Raw genomic sequence first — 24,623 nt, 5'->3', positions numbered from 1 at the left:
AGCCGACTTGTTATTTCTTGAAGGCTTTTTCCAGAAACGCGACTAGCGACGGCCGCCAGACGTCCATCTCATGCTGGAGGTCCGGATATTCGTGGTAGTCGTGGGCGATCTTCTTTTCGTCGAGTGTCGCCTTGAGGCCGGCAATGTCCTTGCCGGTGACCTGGTCCTTCGATCCGACCGTTACCGTGAAGCCGCGCAGCGCCTTGTTGATCTTGTCGGGATCGTTCAGCGCGGCGTCGACCGCCTTGTTCGGCACGGTGGTGGTGGAGACGCCGCTGAAGGTCGCAACCCAGCCGAAGGTGCCGAGATGCGAGAGGCCGGAGACAAGCGCCTGATATCCGCCCTGCGACAGGCCCACGACCGCACGCCCATCGGCATTGTCGCGCACCCGATAGTGTTTTTTCATGTAGGGGATGAGGTCCTGGGTCAGCTCCCGGTCGGCCGCGTCCGCATTGATCGGATAGAAATTCTTGCGGCGGTCGGCGCCGGGGAAGTTCTCGGCGATCGCGTCCGGTATGTCGGTTTCCGTATCGGGGATGACGACGATCATCGGTTCGATCTTCTTTTCCGCCAGAAGATTATCGAGGATCTGCGGTGCGCGGCCCTGCGTTACCCAGGAGCCGACCGTGTCGCCGAAGCCGTGATAGAGGTAGACGACCGGCAGCGGCTTCGAGGCGTCGGTGTAGCCGGGCGGTGTGTAGACTTACATCTGCCGCTCGGAATTCAGCGCCTTGGAATGCAGCGTCACCAGCCTGAGGTCGCCATGCGCAACGTTGCGGGTGTCGAGGATGCCGCCGGGCACCAGGATAAGGCTGGTATTCACCTGCCGCTGCGGCTTGGGCGCATTGGCGCCGGTGTCGATGCTGCGGAAGCCGTCGATGTTGAAATAATATTCGTACAGATTGGGTTTCAGCGGCTCGCTCTTGGCGCTCCACACGCCGTCGTCACTACGTTGCAGCACGATTGGATCGCGCGAGCCGAGAACGACGGCAACGGCCTTGGCCGAGGGCGCGTAAAGACGGAAGGTGATCGATCCGTCCTTTTCCACCGATGTGACGAAGTCTTTCAGCGGCCGATCCGCCGGCGGTGTGGCGGGGGCGTCAAGGGCCAGGACTGGAACACTCATGACGCAGCCTGCCACGACGAATAAGGGAAATAACAAACGCACCAGAAAACCTCCTCCGAATGAATCAATAGTCTCTCTCCCGGTGTAAAGCTGACACAGTGCGAAGGTTTTTCAAGGCGGCAGATGCACGTGGCCGCCCCAGGCCGCTTGTCGCGTCAATGAATGATCAAATATTCAGCCGGCCGCCTCAGGCTTCCAATCCGGAGGTGCCATCTCGAAACTGGAAAATTCAAAACCCGGCGCGACGGTGCAGCCGACCAGGGTGAAGTCGCCGAGGCTTTCGGCGGACTGCCACCAGTCGGCGGGAATGATCGCCTGCGGGCGCTCGCCCTTCAGAAGGTCGAGGCCGAGGACGATCGTCTCGCTCGCCTTGCCATCGGCGGAGCGATGCAGGGCCAGAGGCGCCCCGGCATAATAGTGCCAGACCTCGGCGGCATCGTGCACCCGATGCCAATGCGAGCGTTCGCCCGCCTGCAGCAGGTAGTAGATCGCGGTGGAATGGCCGCGCGCACCGCCGTGATCGTCCCGGAATGTCTGAACATACCAGCCACCTTCCGGATGCGGCTGCATGGACAGCGCGTCGATGATCTCTTGCGGCCGCATCAGAAATTGTCCTTGCGCTTGCGGATTTCGGCAAAAACTTCTTCGTTGCTGCGGCTTTCCATCAGGAGGTGTCGACGGATCGACGGATCGGTGGCGCGCAGGAAGGGGTTGGTTTCCTTCTCCAGCGCCAGCGTCGTTGGAATGGTGAATTTGCCTTCGGCCCGCAGCGCCTCGATATCCGCGACGCGAGTTTTCAGCCGTTCATTGTCGGGGTCGATCGTCAGCGCGAAACGGGCGTTGGACAGGGTATATTCGTGACCGAAATAGATCGCCGTCTCGTCCGGCAGCACGGCAAGTTTCTGCAATGACGCCCACATGTCCGTTGCCGGGCGCTCGAACAGCCGGCCGCAGCCAAGCGCGAACAGCGTGTCGGCGGCAAACAGCAGCTTGTCATCGACGAAGTGGTAGCAGATATGGCCGGCGGTGTGGCCTGGTGTCTCGATGACGTTGACCGTGTGTTCGCCGAACTCGAAGCTATCGCCGTCGCCATAGGCGCGGTCGAGGCCGGGAATGGCGACGGCTTCACCGGTCGGGCCGATGATCTCGCAGGCGAATTGTTCCTTCAACGCCAGATTGGCGTCGACATGATCGGTGTGGTGATGGGTGGTGAAGATGTGAGTTATCGTCCAGCCGCGGCGCTTGGCAGCCGCCAGGATGGGACCGGCCTCGGGCGCGTCGATCGATGCCGTATAACCGGTCTCGGGATCATGGACCAGGACGCCATAGTTGTCGGAGCGGCAGATAAATACCTCTAATTCCAAAGGTTTCATGGTCGAAATCGTCCTCATTTCACGGGGGTTGATTCGAAATGTAGGTGGTTCGGCCTTGAAGTCCAACGGGCGACTGATAACATTTGAGACGATGCACGCCGATATCGTCGACCTCCGCCAATTCTATCATTCCGAGCTCGGGCGCTTGGCGGAGCAGTCTATTACCATGGCACTATCCTCGATCTGGGCGCGCCTGCCGGAAGAGCGCCTTGTCGGTCTTGGCTATGCCGTTCCCTATCTCGACCGCTTCCGCGCCGACACCGAGCGGACCTTCGCCTTCATGCCGGCGGGGCAGGGGGCAGTGAACTGGCCGATGGATTCTTCGTCGACGACGGCGCTGATCTTCGACGAGGAATTGCCGCTACCCGATAGTTCCATCGACCGAGTGCTAATGGTGCATTCGCTGGAATTCGCCGAGAGCCCGCGCGAGACGCTGAAGGAATTGTGGCGGGTACTGGCGCCCGGCGGCCGACTGGTCATCGTCGTACCGAACCGCAGGGGCGTCTGGGCGCGCATGGAGCACACGCCCTTTGGCTCCGGTCGGCCCTATTCGCGCGGCCAGCTCACCTCGTTGCTGCGCGAGACCAATTTCACACCTGGGGCGACAGCCGAGGCGCTGCTCTTTCCGCCCTCGAAGCTGCGTACGGTCCTGAGCCTCCGGCGCGCTTTCGAGCGGGTCGGACGCACGCTTTGGCCGGCCTTTTCCGGTGTTATCATCGTCGAGGCACAGAAGCGGCTCTATCAGGGCCTGCCGGTTGCGGTCCGCGCCTCGCGCCGCGTCTTCGTGCCGGTGCTGGCGCCGCGCGGCATACCGACGACGCGCGACGGCGTGTGACGCCATCTCCCGCCGCGCAAACACTCGACAAATTCGTCAATCCGCTTTAATGCGACGGGGTGTTTAAAGCCGGTCTTTTCCGGCGCTTCCCAAGGTCGATCCCATGAGCATGGAAATGAGCAAGCCCGTCCCGCGTCCTGGCATTCTCGATATCGCTGCCTATGTGCCGGGCAAGGAGCATGCGCCGGGCGTGGCGCGGGTGTTCAAGCTCTCCTCGAACGAGACGCCGCTCGGCGCCAGCCCCAAGGCCATCGAGGCCTTCCGGGAAACGGCGACGAATCTGGAGCGCTATCCGGACGGGCAGGCCAAGGAATTGCGCCAGGCGATCGCCGACGTGCATGGGCTGAACCCGGCCAACATCCTCTGCGGCAACGGTTCCGACGAGCTGCTCGGCCTGCTCTGCCATGTCTATCTCGGTACGGGCGATGAAGCCGTCATCACCGAGCATGGTTTCCTGGTCTACAAGATCCAGATTCAGGCCGCTGGCGCGACCCCGGTCACCGTGAAGGAAAAGGACTGCACGGTCGATATCGATGCTATCCTCGCCGCCGTCACCGAGAAGACCAAGATGGTCTTCATTGCCAATCCGGGCAATCCGACCGGCACCTATGTCCCGGTCAGCGAAATTCGTCGCTTGCAGGCGAGCTTGCCGAAGCATGTCATCCTCGTGCTCGATGCCGCCTATGCCGAATATGTGCGCCGCAACGACTACGAGGCCGGCCTCGAGCTCGTTTCCGCCAACCCCAATGTCGTCATGACCCGCACCTTCTCCAAGGTCTACGGTCTGGCAGCGCTGCGTGTTGGCTGGGTTTACGCACCTGCCGAGATCATCGATGCGCTGAACCGTGTACGGGGTCCGTTCAACATGAATGCTGGCGCCATTGCCGCGGGGGCCGCCGCCGTTCGCGATCAGGCGTTCACGGAAAAGGCCGTGGCATTCAATATGCTGTGGATCGGCAAGGTAACGCAGGCGCTCGAAGCCATCGGCCTCAAGGTGACGCCGTCGGTCGCCAACTTCGTTCTCATCCACTTCCCCGATGCTGAGGGCAAGAGCGCCATCGAGGCTGACGACTTCCTCACCAGCCGCGGCTATATCGTACGCGCGGTGCGGTCTTACGGCTTCCCGAACTCGTTGCGCATCAGCATCGGTACGGAAGAGGCCAATCTCGGCGTCATCGACACGCTGACCGAATTTATGGGTCGCAAGGCATGAGCAGCGTTCAGTTCGACCGGATCGCGCTGATCGGCATCGGGCTGATCGGCTCTTCGATAGCCCATGATATCAAGCGCCTCGGCCTTGCCAAGGAAGTGGTGATCTCGACGCGCAGCGTCGAGACGCTGAAGCGCGCAGAGGAGCTGAAGCTCGGTGACCGCTACACGCCGTCGTCGGCTGAGGCGGTCAAGGACGCCGATCTCGTCATCGTCTCCGTGCCGGTCGGTGCGTCCGAAAGCGTCGCCAAGGAGATTGCCGCGCATCTGAAGCCCGGCGCCATCGTCACCGATGTCGGCTCGACCAAGGCCTCAGTCATCGCGCAAATGCAGCCGCATATGCCCGGCAATGTGCATTTCATTCCTGGCCATCCCATTGCGGGCACGGAAAAATCCGGGCCCGACGCCGGTTTTGCCGGCCTGTTCGAAGGCCGCTGGTGCATCTTCACGCCGATTCCTGGCACGGATGAACAGGCGATCAAGAGGCTTCGCCATTTCTGGGAAAGCCTCGGCTCGCGCGTCGACGAAATGGATGCCGCCCATCACGACAAGGTGCTGGCGATCGTTTCGCATCTGCCGCATCTCATCGCCTACAACATCGTCGGCACGGCGGATGATCTGGAGACGGTGACGGAATCGGAAGTGATCAAATATTCCGCCTCCGGCTTCCGCGACTTCACGCGACTGGCCGCCTCCGATCCGACCATGTGGCGCGATATCTGCCTGCACAATCGCGATGCCATTCTGGAAATGCTGTCGCGCTTCTCGGAAGATCTCTCCTCGCTGCAGCGGGCGATCCGTTGGGGCGAGGGCGACAAGATATTCGAACTCTTCAGCCGCACCCGCGCCATCCGCCGCTCGATCGTTGAGGCCGGCCAGGATGTTGATACGCCGGACTTTGGACGTCATGCGCTGGATGCGAAGAAGTAGCGGTTTTGCCTTCTCCCCTTGAGGAGAAGGCGTTGATCCTCAAATCGGCGGGATCTTCCCGAGCGGGATGAAGCCGCTGAGGGAGAGGCGACCGCGATCGGCGGTGAGGTCGACGGAGACCTTATCGCTGCCGCTGGCGAGCGCCTTCAGCAGCTTGGTGGCGGTGTTGACGATATTCTTGGCGGCGGGGATCGTTGCCTTCAGGCTGTCGCCCCAGGGGCCGATCTGATTGATCTCCAGCTTGAATTGGCCGGACAGCAGGCCCTGATCATCGAAATTGAACGGCCCGGAGAGGGTCATGACGCGGCCATCGCCGATATCGATGACGGCCTGATGCAGCACGCCGGCGGCACCATGAAGACCGTTGCTGTCGCTGCCGTCGAGCATGCCAGCCTTGCCGGTGAGCGTAATATTGGCACTTGTGGAGGCCGTCGGCAGAACCTGCGGGAAATCCTTGATGGTGGCGTTGGCGTTTTCGATGCCGATCGCCAGCTCCAGATCCTCGCCATTCTGGCGCGCATGCATCTCGGTATGATCGGCGGTTACATCGGCGCTCTGGCCGGTGGAGGAGGAGACGATGCCGGCCTTCAGTCCGTCGATGACGGTCTGGCTCTGTTCGATGCCGCGACCCTTGGCGACGAGATTGGATTGCAGATCGGTCCATTCTGCCGACACGCTCAGGCCTTGCGCGGTGCGCAATTCCGTCGGCGATTTCAACGTCCAGGCGATATGGTTCGGCTGATAGACCGGCGCCGAGGCTTGGAGATTGCCGAAGGCTGTGGAAACGCCTCTGGTCTGGTTGTCGACGCTTACCTTGGAGCAGGAGAGACCGATCGAGAAGGGAAAGCCGCTGAAGGCCATGTCGGCGCATTCGCCTGAAATGCCGGTGTCGTTCTGCTGGCCGAGCGCCTTGAGCACGTTCGCCTTCACCATCGTCGTCGCATAGTACCAGCCGCCGGTGTAAAGCCCGGCAAGGATCACGATCAGCCCCAGCCCGATAAACCAAATGCGTTTGCTTCTGCCGGATGTGACGCTCTGGCTTGACGCTGCCATGTTGTTCTCCAATGTTAAACCGATGTGGTCACAATGATTTGGCGTTGGATATGGACGAATTTTGGGTATTTGGCTACGGATCGCTCATGTGGAATCCGGGGTTTAGTCATGTCGAAAAATCAGAGGCGCTGATTTTCGGCTATCGCCGCTCCCTTTGTGTCCATTCCTGGGTTCATCGCGGTACGGAAGCGAGCCCCGGCCTGGTGCTGGGCCTCGATCGCGGCGGTTCCTGCCGCGGCATGGCCTTTCGCGTGGCTGCCGCCGAATGGGACGAGGTGCTGACCTATCTGCGCGAGCGCGAGCTGGTCACCCATGTTTATCTGGAAAAGACGTTGGCGATCCGCCTTGGCGATGGCCGGCGGGTGACCGCCGTCGCCTATATTGTCGACCGCGACCACCGGCAATATGCCGGCGGGCTGGACGCCATCGAGGCTGCTCATATCGTCGAATCGGCGGTCGGCCAGTCCGGACCGAACGATGCCTACGTCTTCAATACGCTGGCGCATCTGCGCGAGATGGGTATTCGCGATCAATGGTTGGAGCAGGTCGCTGGCGAGATCGAGCGGATGCGGGAAGCCTCCTAGAGCGTTTCAGCGCTTCACGGAATCGCTTCACCGCTCTATCCCATTGTTTTGACGCGATTCCGGACGGAAAACCGCTGCGCACTTTTCCTGGAATTGCTTTAAACCGCTGTCGCCACCTTGGCCTTGCCGATGTCCGCTAGGCGCTGCGCGGCGGTCGGCGGCACGGGCAGACCCGGGTTGGTGGCGATGGTTTCCACCAGCAGCTCGTCGCTTGCCTTTTCCGTTTCCTGAACCAGCCGCTCGAAGAAGGCATCTGGGTCCATGCCCGGCTGGATCGGCGGCAGGATGCGGACCTTGAAGTGGCCCGGATATTTGCGGAAGGTGCGGCGCGGCCAGAACAGGCCGGGATGCATGGCGACCGCGACGACCGGAATATCCAGGTCACGATACATGCGGGCGATGCCGTATTTGTAGACCGGCTCGGCGCCCGGCGGGCGGCGGGTTCCCTCGGGATAGATGATCAGCTGGCGGCCGGTGGAGAGCTCTTCGCGCGTGCGTTTCATCACGTCGAACATCACCTTGCCGCGGGCGCTGCGATCGACCGGGATCATGCGTTGCTTCTTTGCATACCAGCCAAACAGCGGAATCCACATCAGCTCGCGCTTCAGAATGTAGACGGGATCATCGAGATAGGGCAGCAGCGCGAAGGTGTCCCAGAAGGACTGGTGCTTCGGCGCGAAGATGAAGCTACCCTTGGGGATGTTCTCCAGGCCTTCGATCTCGAAGGTGGTGCCGACGATCTTTTCCATCAGCCAGACGCTGGATTTCGCCCAGGCCTTGGGGATCGCATAGGCGGCCTTGCGCGGCATCAGGAAATAGATCGGCGTGAGTACGATCATGCGAATGATCAGATTGGCATAGAAGGCGATATTGAACAGGATCGAACGCAGGGTGATCATCAAGGCTTTCCCAATACGCCAGCTTGCGCCAGCATCCGAAGCCTTGCCTACACGATTACGCTGTCAATAAAAAGTCGGCCCGCGTGCCAGCCGACATCTCAGTCCGGATCGTCGCTTTGTTCCTGCGAGCGCAGGCCGAGCGGGCGTCCGAGACCGGTGACGTTGCGGGCGCCGGCGAGAAGAACCTTGGCGTATTCATAGATCATGGTGCGCAACGCGTTGGGATCCGTGAACCAGTTCTTTGTCTTGAGGTCGGAATTGACCACCGGATAGGGAATGAAGTCCGTACCCGGATCGACATATTTCAGCTCGGCCAGGCTGCGTGGCATATGATAATTGTTGGTCACCACCAAGATGCTTTTGTAACCTCTAGCGTGGATCCACTTTGCTGCCTCGCGGGCATTGCCGATGGTGTCGATGGCGTCATAGCCGATATCGACGCAGCAATTGAAGAGGTTGGCGGGGCTCTGCGTCAGCTTGCGGATTTGCGACGGCGTGGTCGTCGGATGCGCGCCGGAGATCAAGAGCCGGTTGCCGGCGCCGGTGCGCAGCAGCTCCACGGCCTGGTCTATGCGCTGGTAGCCGCCGGTCAGGACGATAATCGCATCCGCCTTCGGCTCCAGCGGCGGCCTCAACGTGGCGATCGAATCGGCAAAATGCAGGAAGCCGCCGAAAACGATGGCGACGAGGAAGACGAAGGCGAAGCCGCCCCAGCGCAGAAAACGGCGGAAGAAACTGCGCCGCACAGGCCTGTCGCTGTGGAAGCGCTCCCACAACGATTGAGAACTCACAGCCTTGCGAGTCATCAGGTCCATGCTCATGATTCGTTATTATACGCGAAATGCGGCAAGGAACGGGCCATGGAAACATAAAAAATAGTTAGCAAACCGTCAATTCTGTACATTTTCGGTCCTTCCTGGGTCGGAACGAACCAAATCGATCTCGTCGATCGTGCGCATGACGGTGAAGCGAGCCGTGACCGTGGTGAGCAAAGCGATGATGAGCATGGTCGCGAGAATGCCGAGGTAGCCGAGAGTGCCGACCGAAAACGTGCCGAAGAGGGCGGTCGCCTGGTCGGTCTGCGGGGTGGCGATCGTGCTTCTTTGCAGAAGACCGGCGGTGGCGAAGAACAGGGCGGCAAGCGCGCTGCCGGCGGCCGAGCCCTTCAGGCTGATCTTCAGGAAATGCTTCTGGAACTCGGTGGCGACAAAGGTGCTCTCGGCGCCGACGAAATGCAGCACTTCGACAATGTGGCGGTTGCCCGAGCGCGCGCCGCGGGTGGCGAAGACCACGGTCAGCACCATGGCGGTGAAGACCAGCAGCAGGACGCCGGTGCCGATGAGGACGGTGGTGTGTGCCATCGAGACCAAGCGGTCGACCCAGGTGCGATGATCATCCAGCGTCGCCTGCGGAATCTCGCCCTTGAGGAGACCGCGCATCGCCTCGAAATCCGGTGGGTGCGTCTCGTCGATGGTGATGATCACCAAGCGCGGGATGGGCAGTTCCTTAAAGTCGAGGCCGGAGCCGAGCCAGGGTTCGAGCAGGCGGGCGGTGGCCGCCTCGTCGACGATCTGCCCGTTCTTCGTGCCGACGAAGCTAAGCGCGATATCGCGGGCGCTGGCGAGCGCCTTGTCCATGTCGAGATTGTCATCGGGCTTGATCTGGATGGTGATCTCGCGGGCAATCTGGCTTTCCCAGCTTGCCGCTGTCGAGCGCACCATGCTGACGGCGCCGAGCGTCAGGCAGGCGAGGAACGCCATGATGGCGATCACGACAATCAGAGCATTGCCCTGGATATTGGAGGAAGGCACGATCGGCCCCGTCGGGCGGACGCGCATCTCCGGCCGTCTCTTCTCGGGCGGGGTGGTCGGGGATCTTTCCTTGTTGCCAGCAGCCCTTGCGTTGGCAGGGCTCCTGCGGGGTGTGGGCTCAGTCATAGATATCGAGATGCCCTCCCGACAGGATCATGCGCCGGGCTTCGACCTGATCCATCAGTGTGAGGTCATGGGTGGCGATGACGACGGCCGTGCCGAGGCGATTGAGCTCGAGAAACAGATTGAGCAGGCGCCGCGCCATCGGCGGATCGACATTGCCGGTCGGCTCGTCGGCAAGCAGGATTTCCGGGCGGTCGATCAGTGCGCGGGCAATGGCGGCGCGCTGTTTCTCTCCACCCGAGAGCACCGGCGGCAGTACATTGATGCGCTCGCCGAGACCGACCCATTTCAACAATTCCAGCACATCGTTGCGATAGGAGCTTTCGTCCTTGCCGCGCACGCGCAGGGGCAGGGCGACGTTCTCATAGGTCGTCAGATGGTCCAGCAGGCGGAAGTCCTGGAAGACGATACCAACGCGGCGGCGTAGCAGCGGCAACTCGTTGCGTGGGATCGAGGAAATCTCGCGATCGAACATACGGATCAGACCGCGGGTCGGCTGCAATGACATGAAAAGCAGGCGCAGCAAGGTCGTCTTGCCGGCGCCGGAGGGGCCCGTCAGGAACTGGAACGATTTCTTCGGAATGTCGAAGGTCAGGTCGCGGAGGATTTCCGGACCCATGCCATAGCGCAAACCGACGTTCTCAAAATGGATCAACAGGCAGTCCAGTCTTCCGCAGTGTTCAATCAAGCGACTTGTTAACCAATAGCGTTAACGGACAGTAAATTTTGCTGGAAAGGTGGCCCATTCATGGCCGTCTTTGCGAAGCATTAACCATTAAAATTTACGACTGGGCGGGATTCGTTTCAATGCCCAGAATTCAGATGGGCGTGGAAACCATGTGGATCACCGGAAAGGGAGGTCGTCATGGGCGCTTTTCGCCACCGTCGGCAGCAGGCGGGGCTGGTCTATGACCTGCTTCCGCCAGAACGTGGATCGGTTTTACAGCCGGCGCACCGCTTTGGGCCGAAGCCGGATATTGTCGATGCCGAGTTCGTGACCGTCATTCCCGGCCGCGCCAACAGTAATTTTGACAGGGCTACTCGCACACGGTCGCAGGCCCAGCCCGCTCCGAGCGGCATTCCCGTTCGTGCAATCACCGGCTTCCGCCTTGCTGAGGGGTGGCTGCAGCGGGCATCGCGGCGCAGTTTCGTGGCGTTGATCGCGGCATTGGCGACCCTGGTTTTCGGTCTTGCCGGCGGCTTCTCCGGATTGTCCGGCTCCCCGGCGCAGGCAACGTCCGATCCGCTGCAATTTACCCATGTGACGCTGACGCCGCGCGACGAAAACGGCATGCGGGTGATCACCGTCAACGGCATCATCGAGAACCAGACAGGCGCCACGCTGACCGTGCCGCCGGTGCGCGCCGATATTTTCTCCGGCGATCAGTTGCTGACGAGTGTCGTGGTGAACGCGCCCGTGAACCGCATCGGGCCGCGTGAGAGCCGCGGCTTTTCCACCAGATTGCAGCATCCCGGTGGAAAAACGCCGGATGTTCGGCTTTCCTTCATGCCTTAGGGGGTGTGTCGGCCCTCGTGATTGTGCTACGGGCTAGGGCTTGATCAGCGGACAAGTGCCGCAGCACAGCCATGGAGCATACCTATCAATGCCTGTCGTACGCGGGAAGAATATCGAGCCGCTTTTCACCGCCGAGCAGATTGCCGAGCGTAACAAGGCTCTGGCGCTGCAGATCGCCAGTGGACCGACGAAGGATCTCCTCGTCATCGCCATCCTCAAGGGCTCGTTCATTTTCGCGGCCGACTTGCTGCGTGCGCTGCATGATACTGGGCTTGCACCGGAAGTCGAATTCATCACGCTGTCGAGCTATGGCGCGGGCACGACGTCTCAGGGCGTTCGCATCGTCAAGGACATCGACAGCGACGTGAAGGATCGTGACGTGCTGCTGGTCGACGATATCCTCGAATCCGGCCGGACCCTGCGTTTCGCCAAGGAATTGCTCTATGAGCGCGGCGCCCGCCACGTCTCACTTGCCGTGCTGCTCGACAAGAGCGTCAAGCGTCAGGAAGAGCTGGAGGCTGATTATGTCGGCTTCGAATGCCCCGACTATTTCGTTGTCGGCTATGGCATGGACGTCGCCTATGCCTTCCGCGAATTGCCCTTCGTAGGGGTCGTTACCGGCGATGCCGACGAATAGCTTTAGCGCATCGGGCGCCGATTTTGGGTTAATCCGGCGCTCCGACAAGCTGTCCCAATATGCTCCAGCGATGACGAACCGTTAACCACGGGACAGGATCACACCTCCGTCGTTTACCGATCGCAAACGGAATTCTGGTGATTTCGGTCTCGGAACATGACGGACCACGGAGCATAGACCATGGCAAGAATTCTGATTACGGAAGACGAGGACTCTCTTCGCACCTTTGTCGCCCGGGCGTTGCGCCTGGATGGCCACGAGACCGAAGAGGCGGCCGACGGTGCCGAAGGTCTGGAAAAACTGAAGCAGGGCGGCTACGACCTGCTGCTCTCCGATATCCGCATGCCGGTGATGGATGGCATCGAATTGGCGCATCAGGCGGCCTCGACCTACCCCGGCATGAAGATCCTGCTGATGACCGGCTATGCCGAGCAGCGTGAGCGCGCCGATGACCTCATGCAAAAGATCGTCGATGTCGTCTCCAAGCCCTTCGCCCTGCCGGATATTCGCAAGGCGGTCGCCCGCGCCCTGGCGGCTTGATCTGATTTATCGAAAGAGAGCCTTCGCCCATGATGGCGAAGGCGATTCGAGCTTACTGCCTCATATCGAGCAGGCGTTCCAGATAGTTCCGTTCGTCGGACAGTGACGGATTGTTGCTGAGACGCTCGCGGATGGCGTCGAGAATTTCTCGGGCGCGCTGTGCGTCGATGATCTTTGGCACCATATTATCGTTGGTATTGTTGAAGGGGTTGCCGTTGTCGCGAGAGCGGCCGAGCGGATCGCGGCCGTTCTGATTACCCTGGCCTGGCCCCTGCTGCTGTCCCTGGCCTTGCCCCTGCTGTTGTTGCATCTGCGCCATGAGCTGGTTCATCATGTCGCGCGTGCCCTTACGCAGCGCGTCCAGCGCACGGCCCTGGCCCTGCACGGCTGTTTCGCCATTGCCTTGGCCGAGCTCGCCGGCCGCACCCTTCATTTCCTGCTGTGCCTTCCCATAATTCTGGTTCGGCTTCATGCCCATGGAGCCGAGCTCCTTTTGCAGCTCGCCAAGCTGTTTTCCGAGATCATCCTGTTGCTGGCGTAATTGCTTCAGCGCATCGCGCAACTGGTCGGCGGTCATGCCGTCCGCCGGGTTGTCGCCCTGCTGTTTCTGACCCGGTTGCTGGCCTTGCTGTTGCTGGTTCTTGCCCTGCTGCTGATCCTGTTGGCCCTGATCCTGCTGGCCCATGTCCGGTTGTTGCAGATCGTCCAGGCCCGGCATGGGCTGGTTCAGCGCGTCGTCGCCGTCTTCATTGGGATCGCCGCGCTGCATGCGGTCGCGCATCGACTGGTCGAGCTTGAAGGTTTGCTCCATCAGCTTTTGCTGGTCGCGGAGGATGCGGCCGAGCTTGTCCATCTGCTGGCGCATCTTGTCGTTTGCTTCGCCCTGCTGCTGGTTCTGGTCGCGCTGCGGCTTGCCCGCCTGGAGGTTGTTCATCATCTGCTGCAGTTCGGACAGCATCTGCTGGGCGGCCTGACGGTTGCCGGAGCGGGCGAGGTTCTCGATCTGGTCCATCATCCGCTGCAGATCCTGCTGGCGCAGGATATTGGCCGATTTCTGGTTGGGCTGCGCCGGCATGTTCTTCATGCGCTCGGCGAGCTCCTTCATATAATTGTTCATCGCCTTGCGCAGCTCGTCCATCAATTTCTTGACTTCCGCGTCGGGCGCATTGCGCTCGAGGGCATCGGAGAGCTTCTGCTGCGCATCGCGAAGGGCTTTCTCCGCATCGGTCAGTTGCGCGTCTTCCATGCCGAGCGCGATCTGCCAGAGATAGTCGGCAGTATCCTTCAGCGCGGCGTCGCCGCTGGCGAGCTTCATGCGTGTCAGCGCCGATTTGATCAGCAGGTAGTTGCCGAGATCGGGGATCGTTTCGTCCGGGCGGATCGTCAGCGACTTGTTGAGCTCGATCGCCTCCGGCATCTTGCGGGTATCGAGCGCGAAAACCTGGCGTTCCTCGGCGACCGCTGCGGCAAGCGGCTGATTGAAATTGCGCGAGGGCAGCGTCATCTCATAGGGCGCGCTACGGCCGGTCTGGCCGGCGCCGTCGCGGGCGACGAGAGTGATGTGCACCTTTTTGCCGGCAAGCGCATCCTGCGTCAGATCGCGGCTCGTCAGTCCCTTGCCGTCACGGCGGTCGCGACGCGGGATTTCCAGCTTGTATTCCGGTAGGCCATAGAGTGGCTTGGCCTCGACATCGGCATCGACGGGCACGATCTCGGCACGCGCTTCCTCGACGCCATAATCGTCCTTCACCTTGAAGCCGATTTCGAGCGAGCTGTTGGAGGTGGCGTGCGGGATGCCGTCGAAGGTGATTTCCGGCGGCTTGTCGACGATGACATCGAAAGACCAGGACTTGCCGTTGACCGTCAGCTTGCCGCCTTTTTCGAGTTTCTGCACATGGGTGCGGGCAACCATCGCCTCCACGCCGGTCGCAGATGGTGAGGCCGTGTTGGCGACCGGCTGGGCGGCGGTGGGGGCGGTCGGGCTGCCATTTGCCGGCGCTGCCTGCTTGTCAGCATCGGCGACCTGTTCGGGGATTTCGGAGCTGGTGTCGCTGTCGGCGGCCTGGAACAGCACCTTCTCATCCGTGGAGGCGCCGGTGACGCGCACGGTGAGTTCGGAGAATTGCGGGACGTTGACGCTGTCGCTGGTTTTGGCGGCATTGCCGGTCAGATAGATCGGTGCTTCGCCGGTGTAATAGGGCGGCGTCACCCAGGCGTCGACGCGGACATCCGGATTGTTCGAGGTGATGGCGGGCGCGATGAAGGCATCGCTCAGAGAGCCGCCGCTATTGGACATGGAGAAGCTGAACGCCGTCACCAGCAGCAGCGCCGGAATGGTGCGGAGTGCAAAGCGGTCGTATCGGGCGATATCCGGGCGCGGGAAGCCGGCGTCCAGGGCGGCGATGCGCGCCGCCATGCGGGTCTGGTGCTCCCGCCACAGCGCCCGGGCAAAGGGCGTGTCGAAAGCCGGTTCGTCCTCCTGCACGGTAACCGGCTGATGCGGGAGGCCGTTGCGCTCCTCCAGCATCCGGTCGGCTTCGCCAACGCTTGGCCAGCGCAGGCGGCGGAAGGGGAAGCAGGCGGCGGCGAAGGCGATGGTGAAAACGGCCAGCAGGATAACGCGCAGCATATCCGGCGCGATGCGGAAGATGCCGAACCAGGCGGCCGAGAGGAAAAGGGCAAGGATCGACAGAGGCAGCAGCAGCAGCGGCAGGATCTGCTCGGAGACGAGCACCAGCCGTGCGAAAAGACGTTTGACCGCAACCAGCCGCGCCAGCGCCGGACGGCTGGCGAAAGCGCCCTTCTTGGGGTTGCTTGGGCTGGTCATCGGTCCGGTTTTCTCCCCGATCTGACGTTGATGGCTATTTGCCCATTGGAAATGGTGGGGCGTCCCACACGCCCAGGTTTACAGCGCCCGGCGAGACGCCTGTTATGGAAAGATAACATTCTTTGTGGCGAAGACGAGAGCAAGCGGCGTCAAAGGCCACTTTTTCATCGGATTTCGCTTAAACGTGATTAAGCCGCGCGGTTAAGCCGACGCATAATCCCATCCGAAAATCGATTTCGACTTTCGGGGTTATGCGCTGAGCCAGGCGGGAATCGAATCGAGGCCGATTAGCTCTTCATAGGTGCGGCGCGGACGAATGACGTGGAAGTCGCCGCCCTTGACCAGCACTTCGGGCACCAGAAGCCGGCTGTTATAGGTGCCGGCCTGGACCGCGCCATAGGCGCCGCCGGAGCTGACGGCCAGGAGATCGCCGGGCTTCGGCATCGCCATTTCGCGATCGAGCGCCAGATAGTCGCCGGTTTCACAGACCGGGCCGACGATATCGGCCTTGATGCGCGGCGCATTGGCGGCGGTGATCTCGACGGGGCGGATCTCGTGATAGGCCTCGTAAAGCGTCGGGCGGATCAGGTCGTTCATGGCGGCGTCGACGATGACGAAGCTCTTGTTGCCGCCGTCCTTCACATAGATGACTTCCGTCACCAGGATGCCGGCATTGCCGACAATCAGGCGGCCGGGCTCGGTGACGATCTTGCAGTTCAGACTGCGCAATTGATTCTTGACGATATGGGCATAGGCGTCCGGCAGTGGCGGCGGGCTATTGTCGTCGCGGTAGGGGATGCCGAGGCCGCCGCCAATATCGACATGGTGGATGTCATGGCCTTCGCCACGCAGCGTTTCGACGAGTTCGCGCAACAGCTTGAACGCATCCTCGAAGGGCTGCAGCTCGGTGATCTGGCTGCCGATATGCATGTCGATGCCGGTGGCATTGATCCCCGGCAGATTGGCGGCGCGGGCATAGACGGCACGGGCGCGCTCCCAGGAGATGCCGAACTTGTTTTCCTTCTTGCCGGTCGAAATCTTCGCATGGGTGCGGGCATCGACGTCGGGATTGATGCGGAAGGAAACGGGGGCGATCTTGCCGGCGCGGACGGCGCGCTGGTTCAGCACTTCCAGTTCCGGCTCGGATTCGACGTTGAAGCAATAGATGCCGGCTTCGAGCGCGATGTCCATTTCCTGCGCGGTCTTGCCGACGCCGGAGAACATGATGCGGTTTGCGGGGATGCCGGCGGCCAAAGCGCGCTGCAGCTCGCCGACGGAGACGACGTCCACGCCGGCGCCGAGACGGCCGAGCGTCTTCAGCACCGCCTGGTTGGAATTGGCCTTCATCGCGTAGCAGACCATGGCGTCGACATCGCTGAAGGCTTGCGCGAAGACGCGGTAGTGGCGCTCGAGCGTCGCCGTCGAATAGACGTAGAAAGGCGTTCCGACCGCCTTGGCGATCTCGGGAACGGGGACGTCTTCGGCGTAGAGAATGCCGTCGCGGTACTGGAAATGGTTCACGGTCGCGGCCTGTTTAGAGAAGCGGATCGAGGAGGAACTTCTTGTCCGGGGTGGGCTCCTTGGTCGGCTTGGAGACGTCGCCACCCTTGGTCGCGTGAGCACTCGGTGGGTCGAGATCGCCCTTGCGGCCACATCCGACGACGGCAAGGCCGATGACCGAAAGGAGGACGGTCAGGCGGATGATATGCGGCATGTTGATCTGCATCGAAATCCTCTTGGGCGGCAAACGCGGAAGCAATCCTTCATAGCGAAGTTTCCGCGCCTTGTGCACCCTGATTGTTAGCGTGTGGTTTTCGTCGATTGTTTCAGTTGCGGGCGCGCCAGAAGGCGATCTGCTTGCGCACTTCCGACGGCGCCGTGCCGCCGAAGCTCTTGCGGCTGGCGACCGAGGCTTCGACGGTCAGCACGCCGAAGATCTTGTCGGTGATATCAGGATGGATCGCCTGCAACTCCTCCAGCGACAGATCGGCAAGATCGCAGGATTTACTCTCGGCAAGCGCCACGGCGCGGCCGGTGACGTGATGGGCGTCGCGGAAGGGAAGGCCCGCTTCACGTACCAGCCAGTCGGCAAGGTCGGTCGCGGTCGAATAGCCGGAGCCGGCGGCGGCCTTCATGCGGGCGACGTTGATCGTCATGTCGCGCACCATGCCGGTCATGGCGGCAATCGCCAGTTCCAGGCTTTCGGCGGCGTCGAAGACCTGTTCCTTGTCTTCCTGCATATCCTTGGAATAGGCGAGCGGCAGGCCCTTCATGATGGTCAGGAGCGCGACGAGCGAGCCGTTGATGCGGCCCGTCTTGGCGCGTACCAGTTCTGCCGCATCCGGGTTCTTCTTTTGCGGCATGATCGAGGAGCCGGTGGAGAAGGCATCGGACAGGCGCACGAAGCCGAATTGCGGTGTCGACCAGATGACGATCTCTTCGGCGAGCCGCGACAGGTGCATACCGGCGATGGCGGCGATCGACAGAAATTCGATGGCGAAGTCACGGTCGGAGACGGTGTCGATCGAGTTGCGGGTCGGCTCGCGGAAGCCCAGTGCCTTGGCCGTCATGTGACGGTCGATCGGGAAGCCTGTGCCGGCGAGGGCGGCGGCGCCGATCGGCGATTCGTCCATGTGCTCGATGGCGTGGCGGACGCGCGAACGGTCACGGCCAAACATCTCGACATAGGCCATGCAATGATGGCCGAAGGTAACCGGCTGCGCCGTCTGCAGATGGGTGAAGCCGGGCATGACGGTGTCGGCATGTTCTTCGGCGCGGTCGAGGAAGGCGGCGATCAGGCCGGTCAGCGCCTGCTCGCATCTCTGCAGCTCTTCCTTGACCCAGAGGCGGAAGTCGAGCGCCACCTGGTCGTTGCGCGAGCGCGCCGTGTGCAGACGCCCAGCGGCGGGGCCGATCAGGGTTGCGAGCCGCGACTCGACGTTCATATGGATGTCTTCGAGGCTGCGGGAGAATTCGAAATTACCGGCTTCGATCTCTGACAGGATCGTGTTCAACCCGTGAACGATCTTGTCTTTATCCTCGGTTGAAATGATGCCTTGATGGGCGAGCATGGTGGCATGGGCGATGGAGCCGCGGATATCCTGCGCAAACAGCTTCTTGTCGAAACCGATTGATGCATTTATCTCCTCCATGATTGCCGCGGGGCCGGAGGCGAAACGTCCGCCCCACATCTGGTTGGAGGATTTGGTGTCCGTGCCGTCAGCCATGAGATGCCTACCTGGAGAATGTAATGACAGCGAAGAAGCCGTTTGGTCTGCCGTCCGTGAAATTTGTCCTGCTTGCCGCCGTTGCCGGGGTCGTCGCCGGTGCGGCAGCGGTATACGTGAAGGAGGCGGGGTATGGCAATGGTATTGGTGAAACGGCCTCTTCCGGACAATGTGAAACGGCCAAGGAACGTGCCGCAGCCCTGACACCCTTCACCAAGGGGCAGGTCGCCGCCATGGCCGCGCCACAGACGCCGGTCTCGCTGCACGACGTTTCCTTCAAGGGAGCGGATGGCCAGCCGCTGTCGATCGGCAATTTCTCCGGCAAGACGCTGCTGCTCAACGTCTGGGCGACCTGGTGCGTGCCCTGCCGCGAGGAAATGCCGGCTTTGAATGCGCTGGAGAAAAGCATGGGCAACGACAAGTTCGAGGTGGTCGCCGTCAATATCGACACGGGAGACGATGAGAAGCCAAAAGCGTTCCGCACCGATTACGGCATCGACAAGCTCGGCTATTATCGCGACAGCACCATGGGTGTCTTCAATGCGCTGAAGAAGCAGGGATTGGCATTCGGCCTGCCGGTAACGCTGCTGATCGACGGCAAGGGCTGCCTCGTCTCGGCCATGAATGGTCCTGCGGCATGGGACAGCGACGATGCGAAGAATCTCATCAAGGCGGCGGTGGGGATTTGATATTCTTCCTTCTCCCCTTGGGGAGAAGGAGTTTTTACCGCGTCGGAACCGGCACTTCGCCGCGATAGTCGTAAAAGCCGCGACCGGATTTGCGGCCGAGCCAGCCGGCTTCGACATATTTCACCAGCAGCGGGCAAGGGCGATATTTCGAATCCGCCAGGCCGTCATGCAGCACCTGCATGATCGACAGGCAGGTGTCGAGGCCGATGAAATCGGCAAGCTGCAATGGACCCATAGGGTGATTGGCGCCGAGCTTCATGGCGGTGTCGATGGCATCGACGGAGCCGACGCCTTCGTAAAGCGTGTAGATTGCTTCGTTGATCATCGGCAGCAGGATGCGGTTGACGATGAAGGCCGGGAAGTCCTCGGCCACCGTGATCGTCTTGTCCAGCGAGCTGACATATTCCTTGGCGGCGGAGAAGGTCGATTCTTCGGTGGCGATGCCGCGCACCAGCTCGACCAGCTTCATCACCGGCACCGGGTTCATGAAGTGAATGCCCATGAAGCGTTCCGGCCGATCGGTCGCGGAGGCGAGACGGGTGATCGATAGCGACGAGGTGTTGGTGGCGAGCATCGCCTCGGGCTTCAAGATCGGACAAATCTGGGCGTAGATCTTGCGCTTGACGCTTTCGTCCTCGGTTGCGGCCTCGATGGCGAGGTCGACCTGAGCCAGATCGTTGAGGTCGGAAGAGCCCGATATCAGCGCCAGCGCCGTCTTGCGCTCCTCGTCGGTCATCTTGCCGGAAGAAACCTGGCGGGCAAGGTTGCCGTTGATGGTGGCAAGGCCACTCTCGATGCGCTCCTGCGACAGATCGTAGATGTGCACCTTATAACCGGCTATGGCGGATACGTGGGCAATGCCGCAGCCCATCTGGCCCGCTCCGATAATACCAATCGTCTTCAGCGAACTCATTGCCAACTCCCCCGGGGCGGCGCGTTCTTGGCGGCGCGCCATGCTTTTCGTCATAAATTTGCCGGACTATTTCTAGCCCGGCAAGATTGATAGACCCATAAAGGACAATTTTCCAGTCTTTCGCAACTGCGAAAGAGATCAAGAGGCGCGATCAGAGCGCCTTTTCGAGTTCCGGCAGGGCCTCGAAGAGATCGGCGACGAGGCCGTAGTCGGCGATCTGGAAGATCGGGGCCTCTTCGTCCTTGTTGATGGCGACGATGACCTTCGAGTCCTTCATGCCGGCCAGATGCTGGATGGCGCCGGAAATGCCGACCGCGATGTAGAGCTGCGGCGCGACCACCTTGCCGGTCTGACCAACCTGCCAGTCGTTCGGCGCATAGCCGGCATCCACTGCTGCGCGCGACGCGCCGACGGCGGCACCGAGCTTGTCGGCGACGGGAAGGATGACTTCGCGGAACTTCTCCGCCGAGCCAAGCGCGCGGCCACCGGAGATGATGATCTTTGCTGAGGTCAGCTCCGGACGGTCGGATGAGGACAGCGCATCACTGACGAAGGTGGAAAGACCGGAATTGGCAACGGCGGCAATCGCCTCGACGGCAGCCGAGCCGCCTTCAGGGGCAGATGCGAACGACGCCGTGCGAACGGTGATCACCCGCTTCGCATCGCTCGACTGCACCGTCTGGATGGCGTTGCCGGCATAGATCGGGCGCTTGAAGGTGTCGGCAGAGACGACCTCGGTAATCTCAGAGATCTGGGCGACGTCGAGCAGGGCTGCAACGCGCGGCAAGACGTTCTTGCCGACCGAGGTGGCGGCCGTGATGATGGTGTCGTAGCCGGCGGCCAGTGACACGATCAGATCAGCCAGCGGTTCGGCGAGGTTGTTGGCAAGCTCGTCGCTTTCGGCCAGCAGCACCTTGGAGACGCCAGCAAGCTTTGCAGCTGCATCGGCGGCAGGCTTGGCGCCCTTGCCGGCGACCAGCACATGTACATCGCCGCCGATTTTCGCGGCAGCCGTAAGTGTCTTGGCGGTCTGGTCGGAAAGGCTGGCATTATCGTGGTCAGCCAGAAGAAGAATGGCCATGGGTGTTATCCTTTCCTATCCTTAGAGTACGCCGGCTTCGGCCTTGAGCTTCTCGACGAGTTCGGCGACCGATCCCACCTTGATACCCGCCTTGCGGCCACCCGGCTCTTCCGTCTTCAGCACTTTCAGGCGCGGCTCTGTCGAGACGCCGAAGTCGGCCGGCGATTTTTTGTCGAGCGGCTTCTTCTTCGCCTTCATGATGTTCGGCAGCGAGGCGTAGCGCGGCTCGTTGAGGCGAAGGTCTGTCGTGACAACAGCCGGAAGCTTGATTTCGATGGTCTGCAGGCCGCCGTCGACTTCACGGGTCACGGTTGCCTTGCCGTCACCGATCTCGATCTTCGAGGCGAAGGTTGCCTGTGCAGAGCCCAAGAGGGCTGCGAGCATCTGGCCGGTCTGGTTGCTGTCGTCGTCGATTGCCTGCTTGCCGACTATGATCAGGCCGGGCTGTTCGGCGTCTGCGACACCCTTGAGGATCTTGGCGACGGCGAGTGGCTCGACCGCATCGTCGGTTTCGACCAGGATCGCCCGGTCGGCGCCCATGGCGAGCGCGGTGCGCAGCGTCTCTTCGGCCTTGGCCGGTCCGATCGAGACGACGATCACTTCCTCAGCCTTGCCGGCTTCCTTCAGCCGCAGTGCTTCCTCAACCGAGATCTCGTCGAACGGGTTCATCGACATCTTCACATTCGCAAGTTCGACGCCAGTCCCATCCGGCTTGACCCGGATCTTAACGTTATAGTCGACGACACGCTTTACAGGCACGAGAATCTTCATGGAATCCTTCCTTCAACACTGCGCTCCAGAACATGACCTGTTCAGCGCCGCTCTGTTTGTCGAATGGCGACATGGATACGCGTTTTTCCCCCAATTACAACGCTTCCATGCCGCAGACAGGCAAATTGCTTTAGGGGTGTAAATAACGTTTACGTTAACGTCAATAAGGCTATCAGCTTCTTCGCTTGCTATTGAAGGCCGCCCTAAGACGGTGGAGGGCAATTCGTGTGAAGGGAATCGTTGCGGAGCACGAAAACGTATTCGCATATTTATACTGATATCTTCGCCGCGTTGACATTTGCTCAACAATCCTTCTTGGCTAAGGTGAAGAGGAAACTGTCGGATTGGTTGCAATGTCTTTCTCCGAAGAATCGCTTTGGGATTTGATCAACGCCTCGTGGACGCGGATGAGCAACGAGCAACGACGTTTCTGGGACATGATCAAGCTCGTCCCTGAGGAGTGGGAGCTAAAGAACTACAGCTCATGCTGGGTCGTAGGACTGATCGGCCCGACCGTCATCTATTACAATCACTTCGAATATGGGTTCAACCGTTCAGTCTGGCGGCAGTACGGCGTCATTGAACAATACCAATCCATGCAGTGGGAACTGGAAGACGCAATTAAGCAGCAGTTGGACATGTTCAAGAGCGGTTACGACGTTGGGTCATGGGGGGATCAATCACCCCGTCCCGGAGTTTTTGAACCCAAACCATAAGCCTTGTGAAACGGCTATTACCGATTCTTGCCGGGTACCCAGAGCACATCGGCGCGCCCGCGATCGTTCGCATGGCGCGCGGCGACAAACAGGAAGTCCGAGAGGCGGTTGACGTATTTCAATGCCGCCGGGCTGACACGCTCGCCCTTGGTGCGTGACAGAGCCACCATCAGCCGTTCGGCGCGCCGCGCGATGGTGCGGGCGAGGTGGAGATGGGCGGAGGCGGGGCTGCCCGCGGGCAGGACGAAGGAATTCAGCGGTTCGAGACCGGCATTCAGAGCATCGATATCATGTTCGATACGCGACACCTGATTGTCGATGATGCGCAGCGGCTCATAGGGAAGCGGCTCATCGGTTTCCGGCGCCGAGAGATCGGCGCCGAGATCGAACAGATCGTTCTGGATCCGCATCAGCATGGCGTCGAGATCGGGCATCTCGACTGTGTGCAGTCGGGCGACGCCGATCGCGGAATTGGTTTCGTCGATCGTGCCATAGGATTCGACGCGCAGGTCGTGCTTCAGCCGGCGCGGACCGGAAACGAGGCCGGTGGTACCGTCGTCACCGGTCTTGGTATAAATCTTGTTGAGCTTGACCATTTTGATCCCGTAATCAGGCTGGACGTCCGCCGCCGGTCAGCCACAGCGTCAGCATGATCAGGATGACGGCGACCGCCTGCAGCAGCACGCGAAGCTGCATCAGCCGATTGGAGAGATTGGGGTTCTCACCCTTCATCATGTTGAACAGGCCACGAATGAGGACGAGCACGACGAGGCCCATGGCAATGATGGCGGCGATATAGGTAAATGTGGACATGGCTCCTCCGTCCCCCTCTTCAATCCAGCCGGCGCATCAGACGATAGAAAAGGTTAGCCGGCAACAGCCTTTTCAGAAGAACGCCCTGCTTGGCAGGGGTGGTCACGAGATAGTGCGGACGCGGATTCTTCGCGTGCAAAGCGGATTTTAACACGTCATAGACCGCTTCGGGTCCCAATTTGTGCTTGTTAACCGGGCCTGTGCCATTCAGTCGCGCCAGTTGCCGTTGGTATTCGACCGCATGGGCCGAATGTTTGAGATCGATATGTTCCTCGATCTTGGCGAGCGCATTGGCGGTGAAGCGCGTGGCGATCGGGCCGGGTTCGATCAGACTGACATGGATGCCGCTATCCTGCAGCTCCATCCTGAGCGTGATCGTCAGCCCCTCCAGCGCGAATTTCGAGGCCGTGTAGGCGCCGCGGAAGCGATAGGGAATGAGGCCGAGGATGGAGGAGCAATTGACGATCCGGCCTTGACCTTTGGCGCGCATCAGCGGGATCACCTGCCGCGTCAGCTCATGCCAGCCGAAGAAATTCGCTTCGAACTGTTCGCGCAGCACATCCGAGGAGAGGTCCTCGACGGCACCCGGCTGGCCGTAGGCGCCGTTGTTGAACAGGGCGTCGATGCGGTCGCCGCTCCGCTCGCGCACGGTGGCAACCAGGGCGGAGATCGTGTCGGGCCGGGTGTAGTCCATCAGCAGCGCCTCGACGCCGTCGGCCTCGAGCGGGCCGAGGTCCGCCTCCTTGCGCACGGTGGCGAAAACGCGCCAGCCGTCGGCCTTCAACGCCCGGGCGCAGTAGGCGCCGATGCCGGAAGAGGAACCCGTCACGATGATGGTGCGTTGATCCGCCATGGAATGATTCCTGTACAAAGTCGGAGTCGTTTCCCATATTCAGGCCCCCGATACAATCGACAACCGGTGGATGAGGACCGGGTTCAAGCGGAGATGG

Annotated in this window: 28 protein-coding genes; 9 read left to right on the top strand and 19 right to left on the bottom strand. The window is 61.1% G+C overall.

Annotated elements, in window-relative coordinates:
• Positions 1-10: 10 nt before the first annotated feature.
• The 4 genes from HB780_RS33190 to gloB form a co-directional block, all read right to left on the bottom strand.
• On the bottom strand, positions 11-664 hold the full coding sequence (locus HB780_RS33190; RefSeq protein WP_286203184.1) for an alpha/beta hydrolase: 654 nt from the start codon (positions 662-664) through the stop codon (positions 11-13).
• 39 nt (positions 665-703) lie between these two features.
• Positions 704-1,126 (bottom strand): early set domain-containing protein, encoded by a 423-nt coding sequence (locus HB780_RS33185; RefSeq protein WP_286203049.1) that lies wholly within the window; start codon positions 1,124-1,126, stop codon positions 704-706.
• A 174-nt stretch (positions 1,127-1,300) separates the two neighbouring features.
• A complete protein-coding gene (locus tag HB780_RS23275) occupies positions 1,301-1,729 on the bottom strand; it encodes a cupin domain-containing protein (protein ID WP_183689734.1) in 429 nt (142 codons plus the stop codon).
• Positions 1,729-2,499 carry a hydroxyacylglutathione hydrolase gene (gloB, locus tag HB780_RS23270; RefSeq protein WP_183689733.1) on the bottom strand — a complete coding sequence of 257 codons (771 nt, stop codon included), beginning with the start codon at positions 2,497-2,499 and terminating at the stop codon, positions 1,729-1,731. The genes HB780_RS23275 and gloB overlap by 1 nt, the downstream gene beginning before the upstream one ends.
• A 55-nt stretch (positions 2,500-2,554) precedes the next feature.
• Here gloB and HB780_RS23265 point away from each other — a divergent pair, with 55 nt between their 5' ends.
• The 3 genes from HB780_RS23265 (at position 2,555) to HB780_RS23255 (ending at position 5,473) form a co-directional block, all read left to right on the top strand.
• The gene (locus HB780_RS23265) at positions 2,555-3,334 is read left to right on the top strand and encodes a class I SAM-dependent methyltransferase (RefSeq protein WP_183689732.1); all 780 of its coding nucleotides are present in this window, start codon (positions 2,555-2,557) and stop codon (positions 3,332-3,334) included.
• 103 nt (positions 3,335-3,437) lie between these two features.
• Positions 3,438-4,547: a histidinol-phosphate transaminase gene (gene hisC, locus HB780_RS23260; protein ID WP_183689731.1), complete on the top strand. Its 1,110-nt coding sequence runs from the start codon at positions 3,438-3,440 to the stop codon at positions 4,545-4,547.
• Positions 4,544-5,473: a prephenate/arogenate dehydrogenase family protein gene (locus HB780_RS23255; protein WP_183689730.1), complete on the top strand. Its 930-nt coding sequence runs from the start codon at positions 4,544-4,546 to the stop codon at positions 5,471-5,473. The genes hisC and HB780_RS23255 overlap by 4 nt, the downstream gene beginning before the upstream one ends.
• Positions 5,474-5,512: 39 nt before the next feature.
• Here HB780_RS23255 and HB780_RS23250 read toward each other — a convergent pair whose 3' ends face one another.
• The gene (locus HB780_RS23250) at positions 5,513-6,526 is read right to left on the bottom strand and encodes a DUF2125 domain-containing protein (RefSeq protein WP_183689729.1); all 1,014 of its coding nucleotides are present in this window, start codon (positions 6,524-6,526) and stop codon (positions 5,513-5,515) included.
• 50 nt (positions 6,527-6,576) lie between these two features.
• Between HB780_RS23250 and HB780_RS23245 the strand changes: the two genes are divergently transcribed.
• Positions 6,577-7,110, top strand: a complete 534-nt coding sequence (locus HB780_RS23245; protein ID WP_286203048.1) for a gamma-glutamylcyclotransferase — start codon at positions 6,577-6,579, stop codon at positions 7,108-7,110.
• A gap of 98 nt (positions 7,111-7,208) precedes the next feature.
• Here the strand turns inward: HB780_RS23245 and HB780_RS23240 are convergent, their stop codons facing one another.
• From HB780_RS23240 to ftsE, 4 genes are all read right to left on the bottom strand, one after another.
• Positions 7,209-8,009 (bottom strand): lysophospholipid acyltransferase family protein, encoded by an 801-nt coding sequence (locus HB780_RS23240; protein WP_183689727.1) that lies wholly within the window; start codon positions 8,007-8,009, stop codon positions 7,209-7,211.
• A 98-nt stretch (positions 8,010-8,107) separates the two neighbouring features.
• Complete coding sequence (locus tag HB780_RS23235) at positions 8,108-8,815, bottom strand: YdcF family protein (protein WP_183697401.1); 708 nt, start codon at positions 8,813-8,815, stop codon at positions 8,108-8,110.
• 84 nt (positions 8,816-8,899) lie between these two features.
• Positions 8,900-9,946: a cell division protein FtsX gene (locus HB780_RS23230; RefSeq protein ID WP_435693919.1), complete on the bottom strand. Its 1,047-nt coding sequence runs from the start codon at positions 9,944-9,946 to the stop codon at positions 8,900-8,902.
• Positions 9,939-10,598: a cell division ATP-binding protein FtsE gene (gene ftsE / locus HB780_RS23225; RefSeq protein WP_007693621.1), complete on the bottom strand. Its 660-nt coding sequence runs from the start codon at positions 10,596-10,598 to the stop codon at positions 9,939-9,941. Before ftsE ends, HB780_RS23230 begins: the two co-directional genes overlap by 8 nt.
• 210 nt (positions 10,599-10,808) lie before the next feature.
• Between ftsE and HB780_RS23220 the strand changes: the two genes are divergently transcribed.
• The 3 genes from HB780_RS23220 to HB780_RS23210 all read left to right on the top strand — a co-directional run bounded on the left by HB780_RS23220 (position 10,809) and on the right by HB780_RS23210 (position 12,636).
• Complete coding sequence (locus HB780_RS23220) at positions 10,809-11,459, top strand: hypothetical protein (protein WP_183697116.1); 651 nt, start codon at positions 10,809-10,811, stop codon at positions 11,457-11,459.
• Positions 11,460-11,547: 88 nt separating this feature from the next.
• Positions 11,548-12,096 (top strand): hypoxanthine phosphoribosyltransferase, encoded by a 549-nt coding sequence (hpt, locus tag HB780_RS23215; protein ID WP_183697113.1) that lies wholly within the window; start codon positions 11,548-11,550, stop codon positions 12,094-12,096.
• 180 nt (positions 12,097-12,276) lie between these two features.
• Positions 12,277-12,636, top strand: a complete 360-nt coding sequence (locus tag HB780_RS23210; RefSeq protein WP_183697110.1) for a response regulator — start codon at positions 12,277-12,279, stop codon at positions 12,634-12,636.
• Between the two features lie 52 nt (positions 12,637-12,688).
• On the opposite strand, the gene HB780_RS23205 is transcribed toward HB780_RS23210, so the two are convergent.
• The 4 genes from HB780_RS23205 to argH form a co-directional block, all read right to left on the bottom strand.
• Positions 12,689-15,463: a TIGR02302 family protein gene (locus tag HB780_RS23205; RefSeq protein ID WP_183697107.1), complete on the bottom strand. Its 2,775-nt coding sequence runs from the start codon at positions 15,461-15,463 to the stop codon at positions 12,689-12,691.
• 249 nt (positions 15,464-15,712) lie between these two features.
• Entirely contained in the window at positions 15,713-16,984 is a 1,272-nt protein-coding gene (lysA, locus tag HB780_RS23200; protein ID WP_183697104.1) for a diaminopimelate decarboxylase, read from the bottom strand.
• 13 nt (positions 16,985-16,997) lie between these two features.
• A complete protein-coding gene (gene lptM / locus HB780_RS23195) occupies positions 16,998-17,189 on the bottom strand; it encodes an LPS translocon maturation chaperone LptM (protein ID WP_183697100.1) in 192 nt (63 codons plus the stop codon).
• 100 nt (positions 17,190-17,289) lie between these two features.
• Positions 17,290-18,690 (bottom strand): argininosuccinate lyase, encoded by a 1,401-nt coding sequence (gene argH, locus HB780_RS23190; protein WP_183697097.1) that lies wholly within the window; start codon positions 18,688-18,690, stop codon positions 17,290-17,292.
• Between the two features lie 23 nt (positions 18,691-18,713).
• Here argH and tlpA point away from each other — a divergent pair, with 23 nt between their 5' ends.
• Complete coding sequence (gene tlpA / locus HB780_RS23185) at positions 18,714-19,379, top strand: thiol:disulfide interchange protein TlpA (RefSeq protein WP_183697094.1); 666 nt, start codon at positions 18,714-18,716, stop codon at positions 19,377-19,379.
• Positions 19,380-19,413: 34 nt separating this feature from the next.
• On the opposite strand, the gene HB780_RS23180 is transcribed toward tlpA, so the two are convergent.
• The 3 genes from HB780_RS23180 to HB780_RS23170 all read right to left on the bottom strand — a co-directional run bounded on the left by HB780_RS23180 (position 19,414) and on the right by HB780_RS23170 (position 22,144).
• Positions 19,414-20,292: a 3-hydroxybutyryl-CoA dehydrogenase gene (locus HB780_RS23180; RefSeq protein WP_183697090.1), complete on the bottom strand. Its 879-nt coding sequence runs from the start codon at positions 20,290-20,292 to the stop codon at positions 19,414-19,416.
• Positions 20,293-20,443: 151 nt separating this feature from the next.
• A complete protein-coding gene (locus tag HB780_RS23175; RefSeq protein ID WP_183697087.1) occupies positions 20,444-21,373 on the bottom strand; it encodes an electron transfer flavoprotein subunit alpha/FixB family protein in 930 nt (309 codons plus the stop codon).
• Positions 21,374-21,394: 21 nt separating this feature from the next.
• Positions 21,395-22,144, bottom strand: coding sequence for an electron transfer flavoprotein subunit beta/FixA family protein (locus tag HB780_RS23170; RefSeq protein ID WP_183697084.1), 750 nt, complete (start codon positions 22,142-22,144; stop codon positions 21,395-21,397).
• Positions 22,145-22,497: 353 nt separating this feature from the next.
• Here HB780_RS23170 and HB780_RS23165 point away from each other — a divergent pair, with 353 nt between their 5' ends.
• A complete protein-coding gene (locus HB780_RS23165; RefSeq protein ID WP_183697081.1) occupies positions 22,498-22,860 on the top strand; it encodes a hypothetical protein in 363 nt (120 codons plus the stop codon).
• 17 nt (positions 22,861-22,877) lie between these two features.
• Here the strand turns inward: HB780_RS23165 and HB780_RS23160 are convergent, their stop codons facing one another.
• From HB780_RS23160 to HB780_RS23150, 3 genes are read right to left on the bottom strand one after another with little or no spacing between them, the layout of a single operon-like run.
• A complete protein-coding gene (locus HB780_RS23160; protein ID WP_183697079.1) occupies positions 22,878-23,456 on the bottom strand; it encodes a cob(I)yrinic acid a,c-diamide adenosyltransferase in 579 nt (192 codons plus the stop codon).
• Between the two features lie 13 nt (positions 23,457-23,469).
• On the bottom strand, positions 23,470-23,673 hold the full coding sequence (locus HB780_RS23155) for a twin transmembrane helix small protein (protein WP_183697077.1): 204 nt from the start codon (positions 23,671-23,673) through the stop codon (positions 23,470-23,472).
• Between the two features lie 19 nt (positions 23,674-23,692).
• Entirely contained in the window at positions 23,693-24,526 is an 834-nt protein-coding gene (locus HB780_RS23150; RefSeq protein WP_183697076.1) for an SDR family oxidoreductase, read from the bottom strand.
• Positions 24,527-24,623 lie beyond the last annotated feature (97 nt).

Origin of the sequence: Rhizobium lusitanum, from assembly GCF_014189535.1 — a bacterium.
Lineage (GTDB): Bacteria > Pseudomonadota > Alphaproteobacteria > Rhizobiales > Rhizobiaceae > Rhizobium > Rhizobium lusitanum_C.
Note: the sequence above shows the minus strand (reverse complement) of the source record. Positions and strands in the feature narration are given on the sequence as shown.